The organism is Streptomyces vastus (genome assembly GCF_039532825.1).
GTDB lineage: Bacteria > Actinomycetota > Actinomycetes > Streptomycetales > Streptomycetaceae > Streptomyces > Streptomyces vastus.
Genome location: NZ_BAAASJ010000017.1, coordinates 51,364 through 71,432, shown reverse-complemented (window position 1 = coordinate 71,432; position 20,069 = coordinate 51,364). Strand labels below are relative to the sequence as shown.

Genomic DNA, 20,069 nt, shown 5'->3' with positions numbered 1-20,069 from the left:
CAGGAGACGACTCATGCACTCCGGCAACAAGGCCATGACGGGATTTCTCTCCGTCATCCTCGCTCTGCTGCTCCTCATCACCGGGCTCATGACCCAGTGGCCCCTCTGGACATGGCCTGTCGCAGCCGGCGTCGTGTTCGCATACGTGGCGGCCTCCCTCGCGTACGCGCGTCGGCACAGGCCAGTCATCCCACCCGAGCGCCGACTGGAACCCGATATACCGATCGCTCCAGTCGAGCGCTGGGAGTGCGTCGTCAAGGGCGTAGCGCTGCCGTCACGTTTGGAGGACTACGACTTCCACTTCTCGGCCAGCGTTCGCTGGTTGCCGCAGGACCCGCCCGCGAATGCCCCCACCGTCAACACGGGCGGCCTGGCAGTCGACGCGATCCTGGAGCGTGCCCGACGGATCACTGAACGGTCGTCACCGCACCAAAGCTCCCTCGTCCAGCACCGGTTGAACGGCGAACTGGCGACGATGCTGCCCGACGTCAGCGGCAGGGTTGTGGCCATGGCGGAGGACGTACGGCTGACGCTGGAGGAAGCCGATCACGAGCGGCTGGAGAAGCTCGCCACGGTACGCAAGAACGAAGCGGTGTGGGAGCACGAACGAAAGTGGGAGCAGAACAAGCGCGCCTATCTGGGCGACGACGTGCTCAAGACGCCGGGCAGCGCGGTGGTGTGGTGGCTTACGAAAAATGGCGAGCAGATCGACAAGGCGGTTTCGGACATCGGGCTGCTCGCCGAGCTCGCGTCGGCGGCGCACGATCAGCCGGTCCCGCTCGATTTCCATCGCTTCGTGCCCGGACTGGCTGCCGAACCGACACCGGCCGCCTCGGAGGAGCCGAGCCCCGAGCCCGCGGAGACGGGGCCGCGCACACCCGACGAGTACGTGGACCTCCTGTTGGAGTTCGTGGGGCTTCCCGAAGAAGATCCGCGCCGTCTGCTCTTCCTCAAGCGAGTGGCCGAGGACGCAGAGGCAGCCGGGAGGTCCCAGGTGGCCGAAGCTCTCCGGCGTCGGCTCGACGACTCTTCGGCCGCGCCGAGCGACCCGTACAAGCCTGAGCCGCCTGCCCACGACGATCGCCCGGGCGGCGCCGGAGACCCGGGTGGCTTCGGCATCTGACACGGTACGGGTCGGGCCCGGCTCTCACAGGCTGAGAGCCGGGCCCGAGCAGTCGCCGAACGGTGGGGTCAGAGCCCAGCCGCCCGACGCAGCGCCTCCACCCGGTCCGTCTTCTCCCACGTGAAGTCGTCCAGCGGACGCCCGAAGTGGCCGTACGCCGCGGTCTGGGCGTAGATCGGGCGGAGCAGGTCGAGGTCGCGGATGATCGCGGCGGGGCGGAGGTCGAAGACCTCGGTGATGGCCTTTTCGATCTTGTCGGTGTCGATCTTGGCGGTGCCGAAGGTCTCGACGAAGAGGCCGACGGGCTCCGCCTTGCCGATGGCGTAGGCGACCTGGACCTCGCAGCGGGTGGCCAGGCCGGCCGCCACGACGTTCTTGGCGACCCAGCGCATCGCGTACGCCGCCGAGCGGTCCACCTTGGACGGGTCCTTGCCGGAGAAGGCGCCGCCGCCGTGGCGGGCCATGCCGCCGTACGTGTCGATGATGATCTTGCGGCCGGTCAGGCCGGCGTCACCCATCGGGCCGCCGATCTCGAAGCGGCCGGTGGGGTTCACCAGCAGGCGGTAGCCCTCGGTGTCCAGCTTGATGCCGTCGTCCAGGAGGGCCTTGAGCTCGGGCTCGACCACGAACTCGCGGATGTCAGGGGCCAGGAGCGAGTCCAGGTCGATGTCCTGGGCGTGCTGCGAGGAGACGACCACCGTGTCGAGGCGGACGGCCTTGTCGCCGTCGTACTCGATGGTGACCTGGGTCTTGCCGTCGGGGCGCAGGTAGGGGATCGTCCCGTTCTTGCGGACCTCGGAGAGTCGCTTCGACAGGCGGTGCGCCAGGTGGATCGGCAGCGGCATCAACTCGGGCGTCTCGTCTGTCGCGTAACCGAACATCAGGCCCTGGTCGCCCGCGCCCTGCTTGTCCAGCTCGTCCTCGTCGCCCTCGACGCGCTTCTCGTACGCCGTGTCGACGCCCTGCGCGATGTCCGGGGACTGGGCGCCGATCGACACCGACACGCCGCAGGAGGCGCCGTCGAAGCCCTTCTTCGAGGAGTCGTAACCGATCTCGAGGATCTTGTCGCGCACCAGCTGCGCGATCGGCGCGTACGCCTTGGTCGTGACCTCGCCCGCCACGTGAACGAGGCCGGTCGTGATCAGCGTTTCGACGGCGACCCGGGACTTCGGGTCCTCGCGCAGAAGCGCGTCGAGAATGGTGTCGCTGATCTGGTCAGCGATCTTGTCGGGGTGACCCTCGGTCACAGACTCCGAGGTGAACAGACGACGGGACACAACGCTCCCTGGGGTTGCAGCGGCTGCTGGCTGATCATTGGTGGACGGATCGGGGGCTGCGCCCGCTGTCGTCCGGGGGTCAGTTTATCGGTCACGCTCGACTGCGGGTCCACCCCGTCTCGCGACTCGGAAGACCTGTGACCTGCGGCACAGGCATTCTGCCCAACGACGCTCGGTTTCCGCCAGCTTTCCCCGCACGAATTCGCCGGTTTCGGAAGTCGACAAAGACTGCTCCGACGGAACGAATCAGGCATCACTCCAGGCGCCGCGCCACGAGATCCCACACCGTCTCGGCCAGAGCCTCCTTGGGCCCGTACGGCACGGGGGTCTCACTGCCGTCGGCACCGAGCACGACCGCTTCGTTCTCCTCGGAGCCGAAGGTCTTGCGCTCCCCCACCTCGTTCACGACGAGGAGATCGCATCCCTTGCGCTCCAGCTTCGTCCGCCCATTGGCGAGGACGTCGTCCGTCTCGGCGGCGAAGCCTACGATCACCTGACCGGGGCGGGCGCGCTCGGTGGATATCTCGGCGAGGATGTCGGGATTACGCACCAGGGTGATCGGATCCGGGTCCCGGTCGTCCTTCTTCTTGATCTTTCCGGCCGCGTACGCAGCCGGACGGAAGTCCGCGACCGCGGCCGCCATCACCACCGCGTCGGCGTCCGCGGCGGCCTTCAGCACCGCCTCGCGCAACTGGACGGCCGTGCCGACCGACACCACGTCCACGCCCGCCGGGTCCGGCATCCCGGTGTTCGCGGCAATCAGCGTGACCCTGGCACCCCGGGCCGCAGCGGTGCGCGCGAGGGCGTACCCCTGCTTGCCGGAGGAGCGGTTTCCGAGGAAGCGGACCGGGTCGAGCGGCTCGCGCGTGCCGCCGGCGCTGACCACGACATGGCGGCCCGCCAGATCGGGGGCGACAGCCCCGCGGGCCAGCACCCGGCGGCAGGTCTCGAAGATCTCGCCGGGCTCCGGCAGCCGGCCCTTGCCCGTGTCGACGCCCGTCAGACGGCCGACGGCGGGCTCGATGACGACGGCACCGCGGCGGCGCAGCGTCGCGACGTTCTCCTGCGTGGCCGGGTGTTCCCACATCTCGGTGTGCATGGCGGGGGCGAAGACCACCGGGCAGCGGGCGGTGAGCAGGGTGTTGGTCAGCAGGTCGTCGGCCAGGCCGTGCGCGGCCTTCGCCAGCATGTCCGCGGTGGCGGGCGCCACGACCACCAGGTCCGCCTCCTGGCCGATGCGGACATGCGGGACTTCGTGCACATCGGACCAGACCTCGGTCGTGACGGGGTGGCCGGAGAGCGCGGACCAGGTCGCGGCGCCGACGAAATGGAGCGCCGACTCGGTCGGTACGACCCGTACGTCGTGCCCCGACTCGGTCAGCCGGCGCAGCAGTTCGCACGCCTTGTACGCGGCGATGCCACCGCTGACTCCCAGCACGACCTTCGGCTTGTCCACGGTCTCTCCCCGGCTCGGCTCACCTGCGCCTGCAAACGTATACGTACTCATGACACACCACAGGCCCGACAGCCGGGCTGCCGGGCCTGTGGAAAAGCCTGCTGCGATCTGCAGATATTGCTTACTGTGCGGCGCCTGCCGCACGCTGCCTACTGCGCCGGGCCCTCAACGGCCTCGGACGTCAGCAGGCCCGCGTTGATCTCGCGCAGGGCGATCGAGAGCGGCTTCTCGTGGACGTGCGTGTCCACGAGCGGACCGACGTACTCGAGGAGACCCTCGCCGAGCTGCGAGTAGTACGCGTTGATCTGACGGGCCCGCTTGGCCGCGTAGATCACGAGGCTGTACTTCGAGTCGGTGGCCTCGAGGAGCTCGTCGATCGGGGGGTTGATGATGCCCTCGGGCGCGGCAATGGAAGAGGACACGCTCTACCTTCCGAAAGATGGGATGAGATCGAAAACGATCACACTACGTCCATCAAGGCTAGCAGCTCACGCGCCACGTCCTCGACGGAGGTGTTGACCAGGGTGACATCGAACTCCGACTCGGCCGCCAGCTCGACCTTCGCGGCGGCCAGTCGGCGCTCGATCACCTCGGGCGGCTCGGTGCCCCGCCCGGTGAGTCTGCGCACCAGTTCCCCCCAGGAGGGCGGAGCCAGGAACACCAGCTGGGCCTCGGGCATCGACTCGCGGACCAGACGCGCGCCCTGGAGGTCGATCTCCAGCAGGACGGGCTCGCCGGACTCCAGCCGCTCCATCACGGCGCCCCGCGGGGTGCCGTAGCGGTTGCCGGCGAACTCCGCCCACTCGAGAAGCTCTCCGTTGGCGATCAGCTTGTCCATTTCCTCGTCGCTGACGAAGAAGTACTGGACGCCATGCTTCTCACCGGGACGCGGCTTACGGGTCGTCGCCGACACCGAGAGCCAGACCTCGGGGTGTTCCTTGCGCATATGAGCGACGACCGTGCTCTTGCCGACCCCGGAGGGGCCGGAGAGCACGGTCAGCCGCGGACGTGATTCCGGGGGTACGGGGGTTGTCCCCCGGGATGTTGCAGCCATGCAGCGATTATCCAGGTTCTCAGGAGTGCCCGAGAACGTCAGGCGGCACCGCCGCCGAACTCACGCTCAAGAGACGCGATCTGGTTGGAGCCGAGGCCGCGCACGCGGCGGCTCTCGGAGATCCCGAGTCGCTCCATGATCTGCTTGGCGCGGACCTTGCCCACGCCCGGCAGGGACTCCAGGAGAGCGGAGACCTTCATCTTGCCGATGACGTCGTTCTCCTGGCCCTGCTTGATGACCTCGTGAAGGGAGGCGCCGGAGTGCTTGAGTCGATTCTTGACCTCGGCCCGCTCCCGGCGAGCCGCGGCGGCCTTTTCGAGCGCGGCTGCGCGCTGTTCAGGGGTAAGGGGCGGAAGAGCCACGCCTACGTCACCTCGGATGTCGAACTGTCGGATACGGACCGGTGAGGAACCTAGTCGCCCCACACCTGGGGAGCAACGAGCAACGCTTCTTGCCCGTCCCCACTCGTCGGAGACTAGCGGCCAAGTCCGCTGGAGTCAGCGAGAACAGCGGAAAAGTCCTGGTCAGCCTCCATTGAACCCGACATTTGGTACATAGCGCTCCGGATTTGAGGGTGTATTCAGACGTGGGACGTCCACAAGGACCTCACCGAAGAGGCGCCGAAGACGCTAGACCGCCGCCACGGCCGCTCTGATGTCCTCCGCGAACCGGTCCGCGGACGCGCGTAGCGCGCCGACATCGGGTCCGTGACGCAGAACACCCCGGCTGACGTTCGGAACCACACGACGCACCGCGGCCCCGAAGACGCCCGGAAGATCGGCGGGGGTCGCTCCCTGGGCGCCGATGCCGGGCGCGAGGAGCGGCCCGTTGATGTCGAGGTCGTACGAGGAGAGGTCGCCCAGCGTGGCGCCCACGACCGCGCCGAAGGACCCCATGGGGGCCTCCCCCGCGTTCTCCTCTGCGAGGTGCGCGAGCATGGTGGCGCCGACGTTCCTGCGGGCCGCGTCGTCGGGCCGTACCGCGTGCTGCACCTCGCCGCCCTCCGGGTTGGAGGTGAGCGCTAGCACGAACAGCCCGGCACCGCTCTCGCGCGCGAGCTCGACGGCCGGCTTCAGCGATCCGTAGCCGAGGTACGGGGAAACGGTCAGCGCGTCCGAGAACAGCGGCGAACCCTTCTCCAGGAAGGCGGAGGCGTACGCGGCCATGGTCGAGCCGATGTCGCCGCGCTTGGCGTCCATGACGACGAGCGCCCCGGCGGCCCGTGCCTCCTCGACCGACTTCTCCAGTACGGCGATACCGCGTGACCCGAAGCGCTCGAAGAACGCGCTCTGCGGCTTCAGTACGGCGACCCGGTCGGCCAGCGCCTCCACGACGGTGCGGCTGAAGCGCTCCAGGCCCGCGATGTCGTCGTTCAGGCCCCAGTCGGTGAGCAGCGAGGCATGCGGGTCGATGCCGACGCACAGCGGACCGCGTTCGTCCATGGCGCGGCGAAGGCGCGTACCGAAGGGTTCCAGGTTCACGCGGGCTCCTTCATGTCGGCGCCGACCGCGTCGGCAAGGGTGGCGTATGGACTGGTGCGCAGGCGTGCCGCGAGCCCCTTGTGGATCGCACGGCTCCAGAAGGGGCCCTCGTAGATGAAGGCGCTGTAGCCCTGGACCAGGGTGGCGCCGGCCAGGATGCGCTGCCAGACGTCCTCGGCGTTCTCGATGCCGCCGACGCCCACGAGCGTGATGTCGTCGCCCACGCGCGCGTAGAGGCGACGCAGCACCTCCAGGGAGCGCGACTTCAGCGGCGCACCGGAGAGGCCACCGGTTTCCTTCACGACGGAGGGTTCGGATGTCAAACCGAGCCCGTCGCGCGCGATGGTCGTGTTCGTGGCGATGATCCCGTCCAGGCCGAGCTCCACGGCGAGGTCGGCGACGGCGTCGATGTCCTCGTCGGCGAGATCGGGGGCGATCTTCACCAGCAGCGGGACGCGGCGTTCGGTCACGGCCTGGTCGGCGGCCTCGCGGACGGCGCTGAGCAGCGGTCGCAGATGGTCCACCGCCTGCAGATTCCTGAGGCCCGGCGTGTTCGGCGAGGAAACGTTGACCACCAGATAGTCGGCGTACGGGGCAAGCCGCCGCGTCGACTTCACATAGTCGCCTACCGCCTCGGCCTCGGGCACGACCTTGGTCTTGCCGATGTTGACGCCCACGACGGTCCTGAAGACCGCCTCGCGGCCTGCCAGGCGCTCCGCCACGGCAGCGGAGCCCTCGTTGTTGAACCCCATGCGGTTGATCAGCGCCCGGTCCGGGACGAGCCGGAACAACCGCTTACGGGGGTTGCCGGGCTGCGGCTCCCCCGTGACCGTGCCGATCTCGACGTGGTCGAAGCCGAGCATCGACATCCCGTCGACCGCGATCGCGTTCTTGTCGAAGCCGGCCGCGAGCCCGAACGGCCCGTGCATCCGCAGCCCGAAGACCTCGGTGCGCAGCTCCTTGTGGCGCGGGGCGAGAGCCGCCGCGATGAACGTACGCAGCACAGGGAGGCGGGCGGCGAGGCGGATCCAGGCGACGGCCAGGTGATGGGCCCGCTCCGGGTCCATCCGTTTGAAGAGCAAACTGAAGAACAGTCGGTACATGGCGTCAGTCCCGCGCCGCCGTGAGGTGCTCCGCGTGTTCCTGGAGCGAACGGACGCCCACGTCCCCGTGGTTGAGCGCGTCGATGCCCTGGACGGCGGCGGCGAGCGCCTGCACGGTCGTCAGGCAGGGCACGGAGCGGGCCACGGCGGCCGTACGGATGTCGTAGCCGTCGAGGCGGCCACCGGTGCCGTACGGCGTGTTGACGATCAGGTCGACCTCGCCCTCGTGGATGAGCTGGACGATCGTCCGCTCGCCGTTCGGGCCGGTGCCCTCGCTCTGCTTGCGTACGACGGTGGCGTTGATGCCGTTGCGCTTGAGCACCTCGGCCGTGCCGGAGGTGGCGAGCAACTCGAAGCCGTGGGCGACCAGTTCACGCGCCGGGAAGATCATCGAGCGCTTGTCGCGGTTGGCGACGGAGATGAAGGCGCGGCCCTTGGTCGGCAGCGGACCGTACGCGCCCGCCTGCGACTTGGCGTACGCCGTGCCGAACACCGAGTCGATGCCCATGACTTCACCGGTGGAGCGCATCTCCGGGCCGAGGATCGTGTCGACGCCGCGCCCGTGGATGTCGCGGAAGCGCGACCACGGCATGACGGCCTCCTTGACGGAGATCGGCGCGTCCAGCGGCAGCGTGCCGCCGTCACCGCTCGCCGGGAGCAGCCCCTCGGCGCGCAGTTCGGCGATGGTCGCGCCAAGGGAGATCCGGGCCGCCGCCTTGGCCAGCGGCACGGCCGTCGCCTTGGAGGTGAAGGGGACGGTGCGCGAGGCACGCGGGTTGGCTTCGAGGACGTACAGGATGTCGCCTGCCATCGCGAACTGGATGTTGATCAGCCCCCGGACGCCAACTCCCTTCGCGATGGCCTCAGTTGAGGCCCGCAGCCGCTTGATGTCGAAGCCGCCCAGCGTGATCGGCGGCAGCGCGCACGCCGAGTCGCCGGAGTGGATCCCGGCCTCCTCGATGTGCTCCATGACGCCGCCGAGGTACAGCTCGTGGCCGTCGTACAGCGCGTCCACGTCGATCTCGATCGCGTCGTCGAGAAAGCGGTCGACGAGGACCGGGCGTGACGGGGAGATCTCGGTCGACTCGGCGATGTACGCCTCCAGTCGCGTCTCGTCGTACACGATCTCCATGCCGCGCCCGCCGAGCACGTACGAGGGCCGTACGAGGACGGGGTAGCCGATCTCGTCCGCGATGGCCTTGGCGCCCTCGAAGGTCGTCGCGGTGCCGTGCTTGGGAGCCGGCAGCCCCGCTTCGGCGAGCACCTGGCCGAAGGCGCCGCGGTCCTCGGCGGCGTGGATCGCCTCGGGCGGCGTGCCCACCACCGGGACGCCGTTGTCCTTCAGCGCCTGCGACAGACCCAGCGGGGTCTGTCCGCCGAGCTGCACCACGACACCGGCGATCGGCCCGGCCAGGGACTCCGCGTGGACGATCTCCAGTACGTCCTCCAGTGTGAGCGGCTCGAAGTACAGCCGGTCGGAGGTGTCGTAGTCCGTGGAGACGGTCTCCGGGTTGCAGTTGACCATCACGGTCTCGTACCCGGCGTCGCTCAGCGCGAAGGAGGCGTGGACGCAGGAGTAGTCGAACTCGATGCCCTGGCCGATGCGGTTGGGCCCGGAGCCCAGGATGATCACCGCGGGCTTCTCACGGGAGGCGACCTCGCTCTCCTCGTCGTACGAGGAGTAGAAGTACGGCGTCTTCGCCGCGAACTCGGCGGCGCAGGTGTCGACCGTCTTGTAGACCGGGCGCACGCCCAGCGCGTGCCGCACCTCACGGACGACGTCCTCGCGCAGGCCACGGATCTCGGCGATCTGGGCGTCGGAGAAGCCGTGCCGCTTGGCTTCCGCCAGCAGCGACGGGTCCAGCCTGTCGGCGGCGGTCAGCTCGTCCGCGAGCTCCTTGATGAGGAAGAGCTGGTCGACGAACCACGGGTCGATCTTCGTCGCCTCGAAGACCTCCTCCTGGGTCGCGCCCGCACGGATGGCCTGCATGACGCAGTTGATCCGCCCGTCGGTCGGTCGGATCGCCTCTTCCAGGAGGGCCGTTTTGTCCCCGGGCTCCCCGATGAACGTGAACTGCGAGCCCTTCTTCTCCAGTGACCGCAGCGCCTTCTGCAGGGCCTCGGTGAAGTTGCGGCCGATGGCCATGGCCTCGCCGACCGACTTCATGGTCGTCGTCAGCGTCGAGTCGGCCTGCGGGAACTTCTCGAAGGCGAAGCGCGGCGCCTTCACGACGACGTAGTCGAGCGTCGGCTCGAAGGACGCCGGTGTCTTCTCGGTGATGTCGTTCGGGATCTCGTCCAGGGTGTAGCCGACGGCGAGCTTCGCGGCGATCTTGGCGATCGGGAAGCCGGTCGCCTTGGAAGCGAGGGCGGACGACCTGGACACGCGAGGGTTCATCTCGATGACGATGACCCGGCCGTCCTCGGGGTTCACCGCGAACTGGATGTTGCAGCCGCCGGTGTCGACGCCGACCTCGCGGATGACGGCGATGCCGATGTCGCGCAGGATCTGGTACTCGCGGTCGGTGAGCGTCATCGCCGGGGCGACGGTGATCGAGTCGCCGGTGTGCACGCCCATGGGGTCGAAGTTCTCGATGGAGCAGACGACCACGACGTTGTCGTGCTTGTCGCGCATCAGCTCCAGCTCGTACTCCTTCCAGCCGAGGATGGACTCCTCCAGGAGCACCTCGGTGGTCGGGGACAGGGTGAGCCCCTGGCCGGCGATGCGGCGCAGTTCGTCCTCGTTGTGCGCGAAGCCGGAACCGGCGCCGCCCATGGTGAAGGAGGGCCGGACGACGACCGGGTAACCGCCGAGTGTGTCGACGCCCTTCAGGACGTCGTCCATGGAGTGGCAGATCACCGACCGGGCGGACTCGCCGTGCCCGATCTTCTCCTTCACGGCGTCCACGACCTCCTTGAAGAGATCGCGGTCCTCGCCCTTGTTGATCGCCTCGACATTGGCGCCGATCAGCTCGACGCCGTACTCGTCGAGCGTCCCGGCCTCGTGCAGCGAGATGGCCGTGTTGAGGGCCGTCTGGCCGCCCAGCGTGGGCAGCAGGGCGTCCGGCCGCTCCTTGGCGATGATCTTCTCGACGAACTCCGGGGTGATCGGCTCGACATACGTCGCGTCGGCGATTTCCGGGTCCGTCATGATCGTCGCGGGGTTGGAGTTGACGAGGATGACCCTCAGGCCCTCGGCCTTGAGGACACGGCAGGCCTGGGTGCCGGAGTAGTCGAACTCGGCGGCCTGGCCGATGACGATCGGGCCGGAGCCGATGACCAGGACGGACTGGATATCGGTGCGCTTAGGCACGCTGGGCTCCCTTTTCTGCCATGAGCTCTACGAAGCGGTCGAACAGGTAGGCCGCGTCGTGCGGGCCCGCTGCCGCCTCGGGGTGGTACTGGACGCTGAACGCCGGCTGGTCGAGCAGCTGGAGCCCTTCGACGACCTGGTCGTTCAGGCAGACGTGCGAGACCTCGGCACGCCCGTAGGGGGTGTCGCTGACGCGGTCGAGCGGCGCGTCGACGGCGAACCCGTGGTTGTGCGCGGTGACCTCGACCTTGCCGGTCGTACGGTCCTGCACGGGCTGGTTGATGCCCCGGTGGCCGTACTTCAGCTTGTACGTGCCGAAGCCGAGGGCGCGGCCCAGGATCTGGTTGCCGAAGCAGATGCCGAAGAGCGGGGTCTTCCGCTCGAGGACGGCGCGCATCACCGAGACCGGGTGCTCGGCCTTCTCCGGGTCGCCGGGACCGTTGGAGAAGAACACGCCGTCGGGCCCGACCGCGTAGAGGTCCTCGGCGGTCGCGGTGGCGGGCAGTACATGCACCTCGATGCCGCGCTCGGCCATACGGTGCGGGGTCATGCCCTTGATGCCGAGATCCACCGCGGCGACGGTGAACCGCTTCTCGCCGATGGCGGGGACGACGTACGCCTCCTCCGTCGCGACCTCCTCGTACAGGCTGGCGCCCTTCATCTCGGGGGCCTGGCGCACCTCGGCGAGCATCGTGCCCTCGTCGGGCAGCGCGTTCCCGGAGAAGATCCCGACGCGCATGGCGCCGCGCTCGCGCAGATGACGGGTGAGGGCACGCGTATCGATGCCGGAGATCCCGACGACGTCCTGCCGGGCGAGCTCCTCGTCCAGCGAGCGCCGGGAGCGCCAGTTGGAGGGCACGCGCGCGGGGTCGCGTACGACATAGCCGGCGACCCAGATCCGCTTCGACTCGGGGTCCTCGTCGTTGACGCCGGTGTTGCCGACGTGCGGGGCGGTCATCACGACGACCTGGCGGTGGTACGAGGGGTCGGTGAGGGTCTCCTGGTATCCGGTCATCCCGGTGGAGAAGACGGCCTCTCCGAAGGTCACCCCCACGGCCCCGTAGGCGCGGCCGCGGAAGATCCGGCCGTCCTCCAGGACGAGTACGGCGGGAGTTCTGGAAGCTCCCCGGGTGGAGGTGGTCATCGTGCGCCTTCCGTTTTGTTGCTGTCCTTGTTGATCATCTGGTTCAGGGTCTCGACCCACTCGTTGTGCTCGGCCGCGTGGTCGGAGCGGAAACCGGAGTCGAGCAGCCTGTCACCGTGCTCCCAGGTGACGACCAGCAGGCCGCCCTCGGTGAGGACCTTGCCCGCGATGCCCTTGTCGAGCCGGGCCTCGCGCAGCGCCTCGAGAGGCACGAAGAAGTCGGCCGCTCCGGGGCGTACGACATCCAGGCCCGCGTCCGTCAGCGTGAGTTCGACCCGGCTGCGGGTGCCCAGGCCGTGCGCCACGATGCGGTCGAGCCACTGACCGGCGGTGGTGGAGCCGTGGTAGCGGCCGCTCATCGTCAGCTTCACCGGACCGGGCTCGTCCGGGGCCTGGGGCAGCTCGGGCAGGTCTCCCTGGAGCGTGCCGCGCCACTTCCAGCCCTCGCGCATCAGCCAGTAGACGAGGGCGACGAAGAGCGCGAGCCCCACGAGCCAGCCGATGCGGGCGGCCCAGTCGGTCACTTCCGCCGACTTCTGTTCCGCGGCGTACGTCAGTTGCGTCAGTGGTGTCACGCGAGCTTCCCGTCGACGAGCGTGGCGCGGCCCCGCAGCCATGTGTGCGTGACACGGCCCGGCAGCTCACGACCCTCGTACGGAGTGTTGCGGCTGCGCGACGCGAAGCCCGTGGGGTCCACGGTCCCACGGTATGCCGGATCGACCAGCGTGAGGTTGGCGGGCTCACCTGCCGAGACGGGCCGGCCGTGTCCCGTCGCCCGGCCGATCCGGGCGGGCTTGAAGGACATACGGTCCGCGACGCCGGCCCAGTCGAGCAGTCCGCTGTCGACCATCGTCTGCTGGACCACGGACAACGCGGTCTCCAGGCCGACCATGCCCATGGCCGCCGCGGCCCACTCGCAGTCCTTGTCCTCGTGCGGGTGTGGGGCGTGGTCGGTGGCGACGATGTCGATCGTGCCGTCGGCGAGCGCCTCGCGCAGGGCCATCACGTCGCGCTCGGTGCGCAGCGGCGGATTGACCTTGTAGACCGGGTCGTACGAGCGGACCAGCTCATCGGTGAGCAGCAGGTGGTGCGGGGTGACCTCGGCGGTCACGTCGATGCCGCGGGACTTGGCCCAGCGCACGATCTCGACCGAGCCGGCGGTCGACAGATGGCAGATGTGCACCCGGGAGTGCACGTGTTCGGCGAGCAGCACATCGCGCGCGATGATCGACTCCTCGGCGACGGCGGGCCAGCCGCCGAGCCCCAACTCGGCCGAGACGACGCCCTCGTTCATCTGGGCGCCCTCGGTCAGCCGCGGCTCCTGCGCGTGCTGGGCCACGACACCGCCGAAGGCCTTCACGTACTCCAGGGCCCGCCGCATGATCACGGCGTCGTCCACGCACTTGCCGTCGTCCGAGAAGACGGTGACGCCGGCCGCCGACTCGTGCATGGCGCCCAGCTCGGCGAGCTTCTTGCCCTCCAGGCCGACGGTGACGGCCCCGATGGGCTGCACATCGCAGTAGCCGTGCTGCTGGCCCAGCCGGTAGACCTGCTCGACCACACCGGCGGTGTCGGCGACCGGGAAGGTGTTGGCCATGGCGAACACGGCCGTGTAACCGCCGCTCGCGGCAGCCCGCGTACCGGTCAGGACGGTCTCGGAGTCCTCACGCCCGGGTTCGCGCAGATGGGTGTGGAGATCGACGAGGCCCGGCAGAAGCACCTTGCCTTCGGCCTCAACGACCTCGGCTCCCTCGGCGGGAAGTCCGGCACCGACCTCCACGATGGTGTCGCCGTCGATCAGGACGTCCTGCGGCTCGCCGCCGAGCACCTTCGCACCACGGATCAGGATCTTGCTCATCTTGCTTACTTCTCCTCGTCCGCAGAAATGGTGTGCGCGGAGCGCTCGTTGGAAGGGTGGTGGTGGGAGACGGGCGGGCGGGTGTGGGTGACGGCGGGCTCGTTGCCGCCCAGGAGCAGGTACAGGACGGCCATGCGGATCGAGACACCGTTCGCCACCTGCTCGATGGCGGTGCAACGGTCGGAGTCGGCGACCTCGGCGGTGATCTCCATGCCGCGGACCATCGGCCCGGGGTGCATCACGATGGCGTGCTCGGGCATCCGCGCCATACGGTCGCCGTCGAGGCCGTAACGCCGTGAGTACTCGCGTTCGGTCGGGAAGAAGGCCGCGTTCATCCGCTCGCGCTGGACGCGCAGCATCATGACCGCGTCGGACTTGGGCAACGTGCTGTCGAGGTCGTATGACACCTCGCAGGGCCAGGTTTCGACGCCGACCGGCAGCAGGGTGGGCGGGGCGACGAGGGTGACCTGGGCGCCGAGGGTGTGCAGCAGGTCGACGTTCGAGCGGGCGACCCGGCCGTGCAGGATGTCACCGACGATCGTGATCCGCTTGCCGTCGAGGTCCTGCCCGAGGCCGGCGTCCCGTCCGACGAGGCGGCGCCGCATCGTGAAGGCGTCGAGCAGGGCCTGGGTGGGGTGTTGGTGGGTGCCGTCGCCGGCGTTGATGACGGCGGCGTCGATCCAGCCGGAGGTCGCGAGGCGGTACGGGGCTCCGGATGCGCCGTGCCGGATGACGACGGCGTCGACGCCCATCGCCTCCAGGGTCTGGGCGGTGTCCTTCAAGGACTCGCCCTTGGAGACGCTGGACCCCTTGGCAGTGAAGTTGATCACATCCGCGGAGAGGCGCTTCTCGGCGGCCTCGAACGAGATCCTGGTACGGGTCGAGTCCTCGAAGAAGAGGTTGACGACGGTGCGGCCGCGCAGGGTCGGCAGCTTCTTGATCGGCCGGTCGGCGACCCGGGCCATCTCCTCGGCGGTGTCGAGGATCAGGACGGCGTCGTCGCGGGTGAGGTCGGCGGCCGAGATGAGATGACGCTGCATCTGTCAGGCTCCGTAAGGCAGTTCAGTTCGGGAGGCGAGGGCCCGGCGGAAGGTCGCAGCCGGGCAGGCAGGCACGCACAGGCACGCTCGGGGGCTTACGCGGGACGTACGCCGGAGTGCTACTGCTGCGCGCCCGGTGCGGGCTGCTTCGCGCCGAGCAGCACGGTGTCGCGACCGTCCTCCTCGGCGAGCTGGACCTTGACCGTCTCCCGCAACGACGTCGGGAGGTTCTTGCCGACGTAGTCGGCGCGGATCGGGAGTTCTCGATGGCCCCGGTCGACGAGGACCGCGAGCTGCACGGCGCGCGGACGGCCGATGTCGTTCAGCGCGTCGAGCGCTGCGCGGATGGTGCGGCCGGAGAAGAGCACGTCGTCGACGAGGACGACCAGCCGGCCGTCGATGCCGTCGGCCGGGATGTCGGTGCGGGCCAGCGCACGCGGCGGGTGCATGCGCAGGTCGTCGCGGTACATGGTGATGTCGAGTGAGCCCACCGGGATCTTGCGGTCGGTGATCTCCTCGAGCTTGGCGGCGAGCCGCTGGGCGAGGAAGACGCCTCGGGTCGGAATGCCGAGAAGCACCACGTCGTCGGCGCCCTTGGCGCGCTCGACGATCTCGTGGGCGATGCGGGTCAACATCCGCGCGATGTCGGGGCCTTCGAGCACGGCCCGGGATTCTGACTGCTGTGTGTCCATACGAGACGGACCTCCTTCTCCGCCTCACGGGACGGACCTTAAAGGACGTCGGAATTGCGCCAACAACGGTACCAGCCCGGCAACGGCCCTGATCACCCCCCTGCAGTCACTCCTGCACCACCTGACGTCACTTCTGCGGGGATCGCGCGGATGGGTCCGGGCGGGACCATTCGGCTTGACGGGGAAGAGTAACGCTGCGTAACCTCACAGTGAGTCACCAGCCGCGCGGCAAAACCGCACGTCGACACAGTGTCCGGGGAGCTATATGTCCAGCGAATACGCCAAACAGCTCGGGGCCAAGCTCCGTGCGATCCGTACCCAGCAGGGCCTTTCCCTCCACGGCGTCGAGGAGAAGTCCCAGGGCCGCTGGAAGGCGGTCGTGGTCGGTTCTTACGAGCGCGGCGACCGCGCCGTGACCGTACAGCGCCTCGCCGAGCTGGCGGACTTCTACGGCGTTCCGGTGCAGGAGCTGCTGCCGGGCACCACACCGGGCGGCGCTGCCGAGCCGCCGCCGAAGCTGGTCCTGGACCTGGAGCGACTGGCCCACGTCCCGGCCGAGAAGGCGGGCCCCCTGCAGCGTTACGCAGCGACGATCCAGTCCCAGCGCGGCGACTACAACGGCAAGGTGCTCTCGATCCGCCAGGACGACCTGCGCACCCTGGCCGTCATCTACGACCAGTCCCCCTCGGTCCTCACCGAGCAGCTGATCAACTGGGGCGTCCTCGACGCGGACGCACGCCGCGCGGTCTCCCACGAAGAGGGCTGACCGGCGTCAGCCCCCTGAAGAAACGTGCCGCCGGGGTGGCCGGAACCTGAGCGTTCCGGCCACCCCGGCGGCTTTGTGTCGGCCGCCCGCGCAGAACACGTCGGAGGGCCCGCAGCCGAGGCTGCGGGCCCTCCGTGACGACCTGTGGCGCTACTCGTCGCGGCGCAGCGAAGGCTTGAGGTCCTTGAAGCGGCCGAGGAGGCCGTTCACGAAGGCCGGGGATTCGTCCGTGGAGAATTCCTTCGCGAGCTGGACCATCTCGTCGAGGACGACGGCGTCCGGGGTCTCGTCGACCCAGATCAGCTCGTACGCGCCGAGGCGCAGGATGTTGCGGTCGACGACCGGCATCCTGTCCAGCGTCCAGTCGACCGCGTACTGCGCGATGAGCTCGTCGATGCGCGGGACACGCTTGGCGTAGCCCTCCACCAGCTGCATCGTGTACTCGCTCACCGGCGGCTGCCGGGTGTCGGTCCGGGAGTGCCGGATCCAGTCCGCGAGGACCGTCAGGACGTCCACGCCGCGCTGGTCGCCCTCGAAGAGGATCTGGAAGGCGCGCTTGCGGGCCGTGTTGCGGGCAGCCACGGTTAGCTGTTCACCCGGCCGAGGTAGTCGCTCGTACGGGTGTCGACCTTGATCTTCTCACCGGTGGTGATGAAGAGCGGCACGTTGATCTGGTGGCCGGTCTCCAGGGTGGCGGGCTTGGTGCCACCGGTGGAGCGGTCGCCCTGGACGCCCGGCTCGGTCTCCTGGACCACCAGCTCGACGGCGGCCGGCAGCTCGACGAAGAGCACCTCGCCCTCATGCTGCGCGACGGTCGCGGTGAAGCCCTCGATCAGGAAGTTGGCGGCGTCGCCGACGGCCTTGCGGTCGACCATCAGCTGGTCGTACGTCTCCATGTCCATGAAGACGAAGTACTCGCCGTCCATGTACGAGAACTGCATGTCGCGCTTGTCGACAGTGGCCGTCTCGACCTTGACACCGGCGTTGAACGTCTTGTCGACGACCTTGCCGGAAAGCACGTTCTTGAGCTTGGTGCGCACGAAAGCCGGGCCCTTGCCGGGCTTGACGTGCTGGAACTCGACGACGGACCAGAGCTGGCCGCCTTCGAGCTTGAGCACCAGGCCGTTCTTGAGGTCGTTCGTGGAAGCCACGGTTGCGGAATCTCCTGGACTGACGTGGACGACCCCGGGGCAAGCGCACAGCTCGGAGGCTAGAGCGCGAGCAGCTCCTTGGTCGTGATGGTGAGTAGCTCGGGTCCGCCGTCCGCCTCAGGGCGTACGACGAGCGTGTCATCGATCCGGACACCGCCCCGGCCCGGGAGGTGGACCCCCGGTTCGACGGTGACCGGCACGCAAGCGTCCAGTTTACCCATGGCCGCGGGGGCCAGCTGAGGGTCCTCATCGATTTCGAGCCCTACACCGTGCCCGGTCAGCGAAGAAAGACCGTGCCCGTACCCCGCCGAGTCCAGCACCTGCCGGGCGGCGCGGTCCACCTCGCGGTATTCGGCGCCCGGCATGAGCGCCTCGCGGCCGGCCCGCTGGGCGGCGAAGACGAGGTCGTAAAGCTCGATCTGCCAGTCGGCGGGCGAGGTGCCGATCACGAACGTACGGCCGATCTCGCAGCGATAGCCGCGGTAAGTCGCCCCCAGGCACACGGAGAGGAAGTCGCCCTCCTCGACCCGTCGGTCGGTGGCACGGTGGCCGCGACGCCCCGAGTTCGGGCCGGTGCCGACGGAGGTCGCGAAGGCCGGGCCGTCGGCGCCGTGGTCGACGAGGCGGCGCTCCAGCTCCAGGGCGAGGTGGCGCTCGGTGCGGCCGACGAGGATCGATTCGAGGAGTTCGCTCAGGGCCTGGTCGGCGATCTCGGCGCCGATCCGGAGGCAGGAGATCTCCTCCTCGTCCTTGATGACGCGCAACTGCTCGACGGCGCCGCCGAGGTCGGTGAGGCGCAGGCGGGGCGTCACGGAGCGGATGGCTCTGTGGCGGGCCACGGTGAGATGGTGTTCCTCGACGGCGAGGGACTCGGCGCCGTGGGCCACGGCGAGATCGGCCGCGGCGACGGCCGGGTCGCCGCGGCCGTCGGCGGCTCCCGGCAGCGTCTGGATCCGCAGGGCTTCGTCGGGCCGCTCGTCGTCGGGGTGCGCGCCGAGGGGGCCCGCGCACATCATCACGTCCGTTCCCCTGCCCAGCAGGAGAACGGCGCCGCGGGGGGCTGCGCCCGCGAGGTAGCGGACGTTGGCGGGCCGGGACACGAGCGCGGTCGCGCTGCCGCCGGCTGCACATCGCTCCAGGAGCCGTTCGCGGCGGGCCGCGTACACCTCTGACATGACCCGAGCCTACGAGGGGTGGGCAGATTGTGCCGGTTCAGGTTGGTCCGGGTGGGTTCGTTCTCGGGTGCGGGTGTGTGGGTGGCTGGTCTCGTCGGCAGGCCGGGCATACGACCCGGTGTCGGTACACAGCGAAGGTGACCTGAGACAGAACCTGAGCGACGGGCATACGACGCACCGACCCACGTCCCCTCCCGCCGGTGGGAGACTGCGGGCAGTTGGGGGTACGGGCTTTCCCGGGACGCGGGCCCTTCCGGGGCGCGTGCTCTCTCCGGGCGCCGGGAGTCGCAGGCTTTGGCTTTTTCAGGGGCGCGGGGCTGTGACATCAGCGGCTCCGCCGCGTGGGCGCGACCAGCCACAACGCACCCGCAGCCGCGACACGACTGTCACCCCCACCCCCTGGCGGGGGCCTGGGGCGCAGTCCCAGTTTCGGGAAGGGGCGGGGCTGGGGAAAGAAAACCCCCGCTCACCACGGAGGTGGACTCGCAATCGACCGCGCCAGCACATCGTCGAGCACACGCGCCGTCGTCGGAACGTCAAGCTGGGAGTTGTCGATGATGGGAAGCCCGGACCCGTACCAGCCGGCCATCCGGCCATGGATGCGGGCGACTTCTTCATCGGTAAGGCGGCGATTTCCGGAGCGCTCGGCATTGCGCTCCAGAACTATCTCCAGGCCCGGCAGGAGAACGACCGGCAGCAGACCGGGTCCCACGTGCCGCTTCCAGCCGCCAAGGCCGACGACGGGCCGGTCCGGAAAGACGGCGTCGTCCAGGATGCAAGAGATCCCGTTGGCAAGAAAGTTGCGTGCGGCGAAGCCGCAGGTGCGCCGGGCGAGACGATACTGCGCCTCCGAGTGGTCGTTCCACCCCGACTGCGGGTCCGCGAAGCCCGAGCGCACCCATTCCCGTACGTCATCAAGGCTGATGTGCGCGGTGGGCACCCGCCGATGGCCGGCCCAGTACTTGGCGACGCTCGTCTTCCCGGCACCGGCGGGCCCGATGAGCAGCACGGCCAGCGTGGTGGACGCCGGATCGGGCGTACCCGCGGCAGGCGGCGGGCTCGGCATCGCGACGGGCCCGCCCGGCGGCAGTTGCACATGCCCCGTGGTGTCCGGCATCGGCGCGGGCGCGTGCTGGGGGGCCGCGTGATGGTGCGGGGCGGGCGCGTGCCCCGGAGGGTGCGGCACGGCGGGTCCGGGCGGTCCGGCGAAACCCGGAGGCGGGTTCACGGGCGCGGGACCCGCGGGGGAACCCATGGGGGCACCCGAGTGCGCGCCCGAGTGTTGCGCGGCCGACGAAATGCCGGCGGCCGGCTCCTGCCCCGGCTGGTGGGGCGGCGGCAGCGGAGACCCCACTGCGTGCTGCATCCGGTGCCACTCCGTCTCGTATCTCTTGGCGCTGGCAGCGGAACACCTGCCCCGCTCCCTACCGAACGGT

19 protein-coding genes are annotated in these 20,069 nt (G+C 69.3%); 2 read left to right on the top strand and 17 right to left on the bottom strand.

Translation table 11 applies throughout. The features are described from left to right. Positions 1–13 precede the first annotated feature (13 nt). Complete coding sequence (locus ABD357_RS06505) at positions 14–1,123, top strand: hypothetical protein (RefSeq protein ID WP_344388114.1); 1,110 nt, start codon at positions 14–16, stop codon at positions 1,121–1,123. A gap of 68 nt (positions 1,124–1,191) precedes the next feature. On the opposite strand, the gene metK is transcribed toward ABD357_RS06505, so the two are convergent. From metK to pyrR, 13 genes are all read right to left on the bottom strand, one after another. After that, on the bottom strand, positions 1,192–2,400 hold the full coding sequence (metK, locus tag ABD357_RS06500) for a methionine adenosyltransferase (protein ID WP_344388112.1): 1,209 nt from the start codon (positions 2,398–2,400) through the stop codon (positions 1,192–1,194). A 253-nt stretch (positions 2,401–2,653) separates the two neighbouring features. Further along, positions 2,654–3,856, bottom strand: coding sequence for a bifunctional phosphopantothenoylcysteine decarboxylase/phosphopantothenate--cysteine ligase CoaBC (gene coaBC / locus ABD357_RS06495; protein ID WP_344388110.1), 1,203 nt, complete (start codon positions 3,854–3,856; stop codon positions 2,654–2,656). Positions 3,857–4,005: 149 nt separating this feature from the next. Continuing rightward, complete coding sequence (gene rpoZ, locus ABD357_RS06490; RefSeq protein ID WP_033321800.1) at positions 4,006–4,278, bottom strand: DNA-directed RNA polymerase subunit omega; 273 nt, start codon at positions 4,276–4,278, stop codon at positions 4,006–4,008. 38 nt (positions 4,279–4,316) lie between these two features. Then, entirely contained in the window at positions 4,317–4,910 is a 594-nt protein-coding gene (gene gmk / locus ABD357_RS06485) for a guanylate kinase (protein ID WP_344388108.1), read from the bottom strand. Positions 4,911–4,948: 38 nt separating this feature from the next. Further along, positions 4,949–5,272, bottom strand: a complete 324-nt coding sequence (locus ABD357_RS06480) for an integration host factor (protein ID WP_005319887.1) — start codon at positions 5,270–5,272, stop codon at positions 4,949–4,951. Positions 5,273–5,539: 267 nt separating this feature from the next. Beyond that, positions 5,540–6,391, bottom strand: coding sequence for an orotidine-5'-phosphate decarboxylase (pyrF, locus tag ABD357_RS06475; RefSeq protein WP_344388107.1), 852 nt, complete (start codon positions 6,389–6,391; stop codon positions 5,540–5,542). Beyond that, on the bottom strand, positions 6,388–7,494 hold the full coding sequence (locus ABD357_RS06470; protein ID WP_344388106.1) for a quinone-dependent dihydroorotate dehydrogenase: 1,107 nt from the start codon (positions 7,492–7,494) through the stop codon (positions 6,388–6,390). The genes pyrF and ABD357_RS06470 overlap by 4 nt, the downstream gene beginning before the upstream one ends. 4 nt (positions 7,495–7,498) lie before the next feature. Continuing rightward, a complete protein-coding gene (gene carB / locus ABD357_RS06465; protein ID WP_344388105.1) occupies positions 7,499–10,807 on the bottom strand; it encodes a carbamoyl-phosphate synthase large subunit in 3,309 nt (1,102 codons plus the stop codon). Further along, positions 10,800–11,951 (bottom strand): glutamine-hydrolyzing carbamoyl-phosphate synthase small subunit, encoded by a 1,152-nt coding sequence (gene carA / locus ABD357_RS06460; protein WP_344388103.1) that lies wholly within the window; start codon positions 11,949–11,951, stop codon positions 10,800–10,802. The genes carB and carA overlap by 8 nt, the downstream gene beginning before the upstream one ends. Next, positions 11,948–12,526, bottom strand: a complete 579-nt coding sequence (locus ABD357_RS06455; protein ID WP_328772932.1) for a PH-like domain-containing protein — start codon at positions 12,524–12,526, stop codon at positions 11,948–11,950. The genes carA and ABD357_RS06455 overlap by 4 nt, the downstream gene beginning before the upstream one ends. After that, positions 12,523–13,809, bottom strand: a complete 1,287-nt coding sequence (locus ABD357_RS06450) for a dihydroorotase (protein ID WP_344388099.1) — start codon at positions 13,807–13,809, stop codon at positions 12,523–12,525. Before ABD357_RS06450 ends, ABD357_RS06455 begins: the two co-directional genes overlap by 4 nt. Before the next feature lie 5 nt (positions 13,810–13,814). After that, positions 13,815–14,849, bottom strand: coding sequence for an aspartate carbamoyltransferase catalytic subunit (locus tag ABD357_RS06445; protein WP_344388097.1), 1,035 nt, complete (start codon positions 14,847–14,849; stop codon positions 13,815–13,817). Between the two features lie 119 nt (positions 14,850–14,968). Beyond that, positions 14,969–15,541, bottom strand: coding sequence for a bifunctional pyr operon transcriptional regulator/uracil phosphoribosyltransferase PyrR (gene pyrR / locus ABD357_RS06440; protein ID WP_344388095.1), 573 nt, complete (start codon positions 15,539–15,541; stop codon positions 14,969–14,971). Positions 15,542–15,806: 265 nt separating this feature from the next. Here pyrR and bldD point away from each other — a divergent pair, with 265 nt between their 5' ends. Beyond that, a complete protein-coding gene (gene bldD, locus ABD357_RS06435) occupies positions 15,807–16,307 on the top strand; it encodes a transcriptional regulator BldD (RefSeq protein ID WP_033321790.1) in 501 nt (166 codons plus the stop codon). 150 nt (positions 16,308–16,457) lie between these two features. On the opposite strand, the gene nusB is transcribed toward bldD, so the two are convergent. From nusB to ABD357_RS06415, 4 genes are all read right to left on the bottom strand, one after another. Next, the gene (nusB, locus tag ABD357_RS06430; RefSeq protein ID WP_344388093.1) at positions 16,458–16,889 is read right to left on the bottom strand and encodes a transcription antitermination factor NusB; all 432 of its coding nucleotides are present in this window, start codon (positions 16,887–16,889) and stop codon (positions 16,458–16,460) included. 2 nt (positions 16,890–16,891) lie between these two features. After that, positions 16,892–17,458 carry an elongation factor P gene (gene efp / locus ABD357_RS06425; protein ID WP_149510572.1) on the bottom strand — a complete coding sequence of 189 codons (567 nt, stop codon included), beginning with the start codon at positions 17,456–17,458 and terminating at the stop codon, positions 16,892–16,894. A gap of 59 nt (positions 17,459–17,517) precedes the next feature. Then, positions 17,518–18,633 carry an aminopeptidase P family protein gene (locus ABD357_RS06420; protein ID WP_344388089.1) on the bottom strand — a complete coding sequence of 372 codons (1,116 nt, stop codon included), beginning with the start codon at positions 18,631–18,633 and terminating at the stop codon, positions 17,518–17,520. 466 nt (positions 18,634–19,099) lie between these two features. Then, positions 19,100–19,999 (bottom strand): Pro-rich N-terminal domain-containing protein, encoded by a 900-nt coding sequence (locus tag ABD357_RS06415; RefSeq protein WP_344388088.1) that lies wholly within the window; start codon positions 19,997–19,999, stop codon positions 19,100–19,102. Between the last annotated feature and the right edge of the window lie 70 nt (positions 20,000–20,069).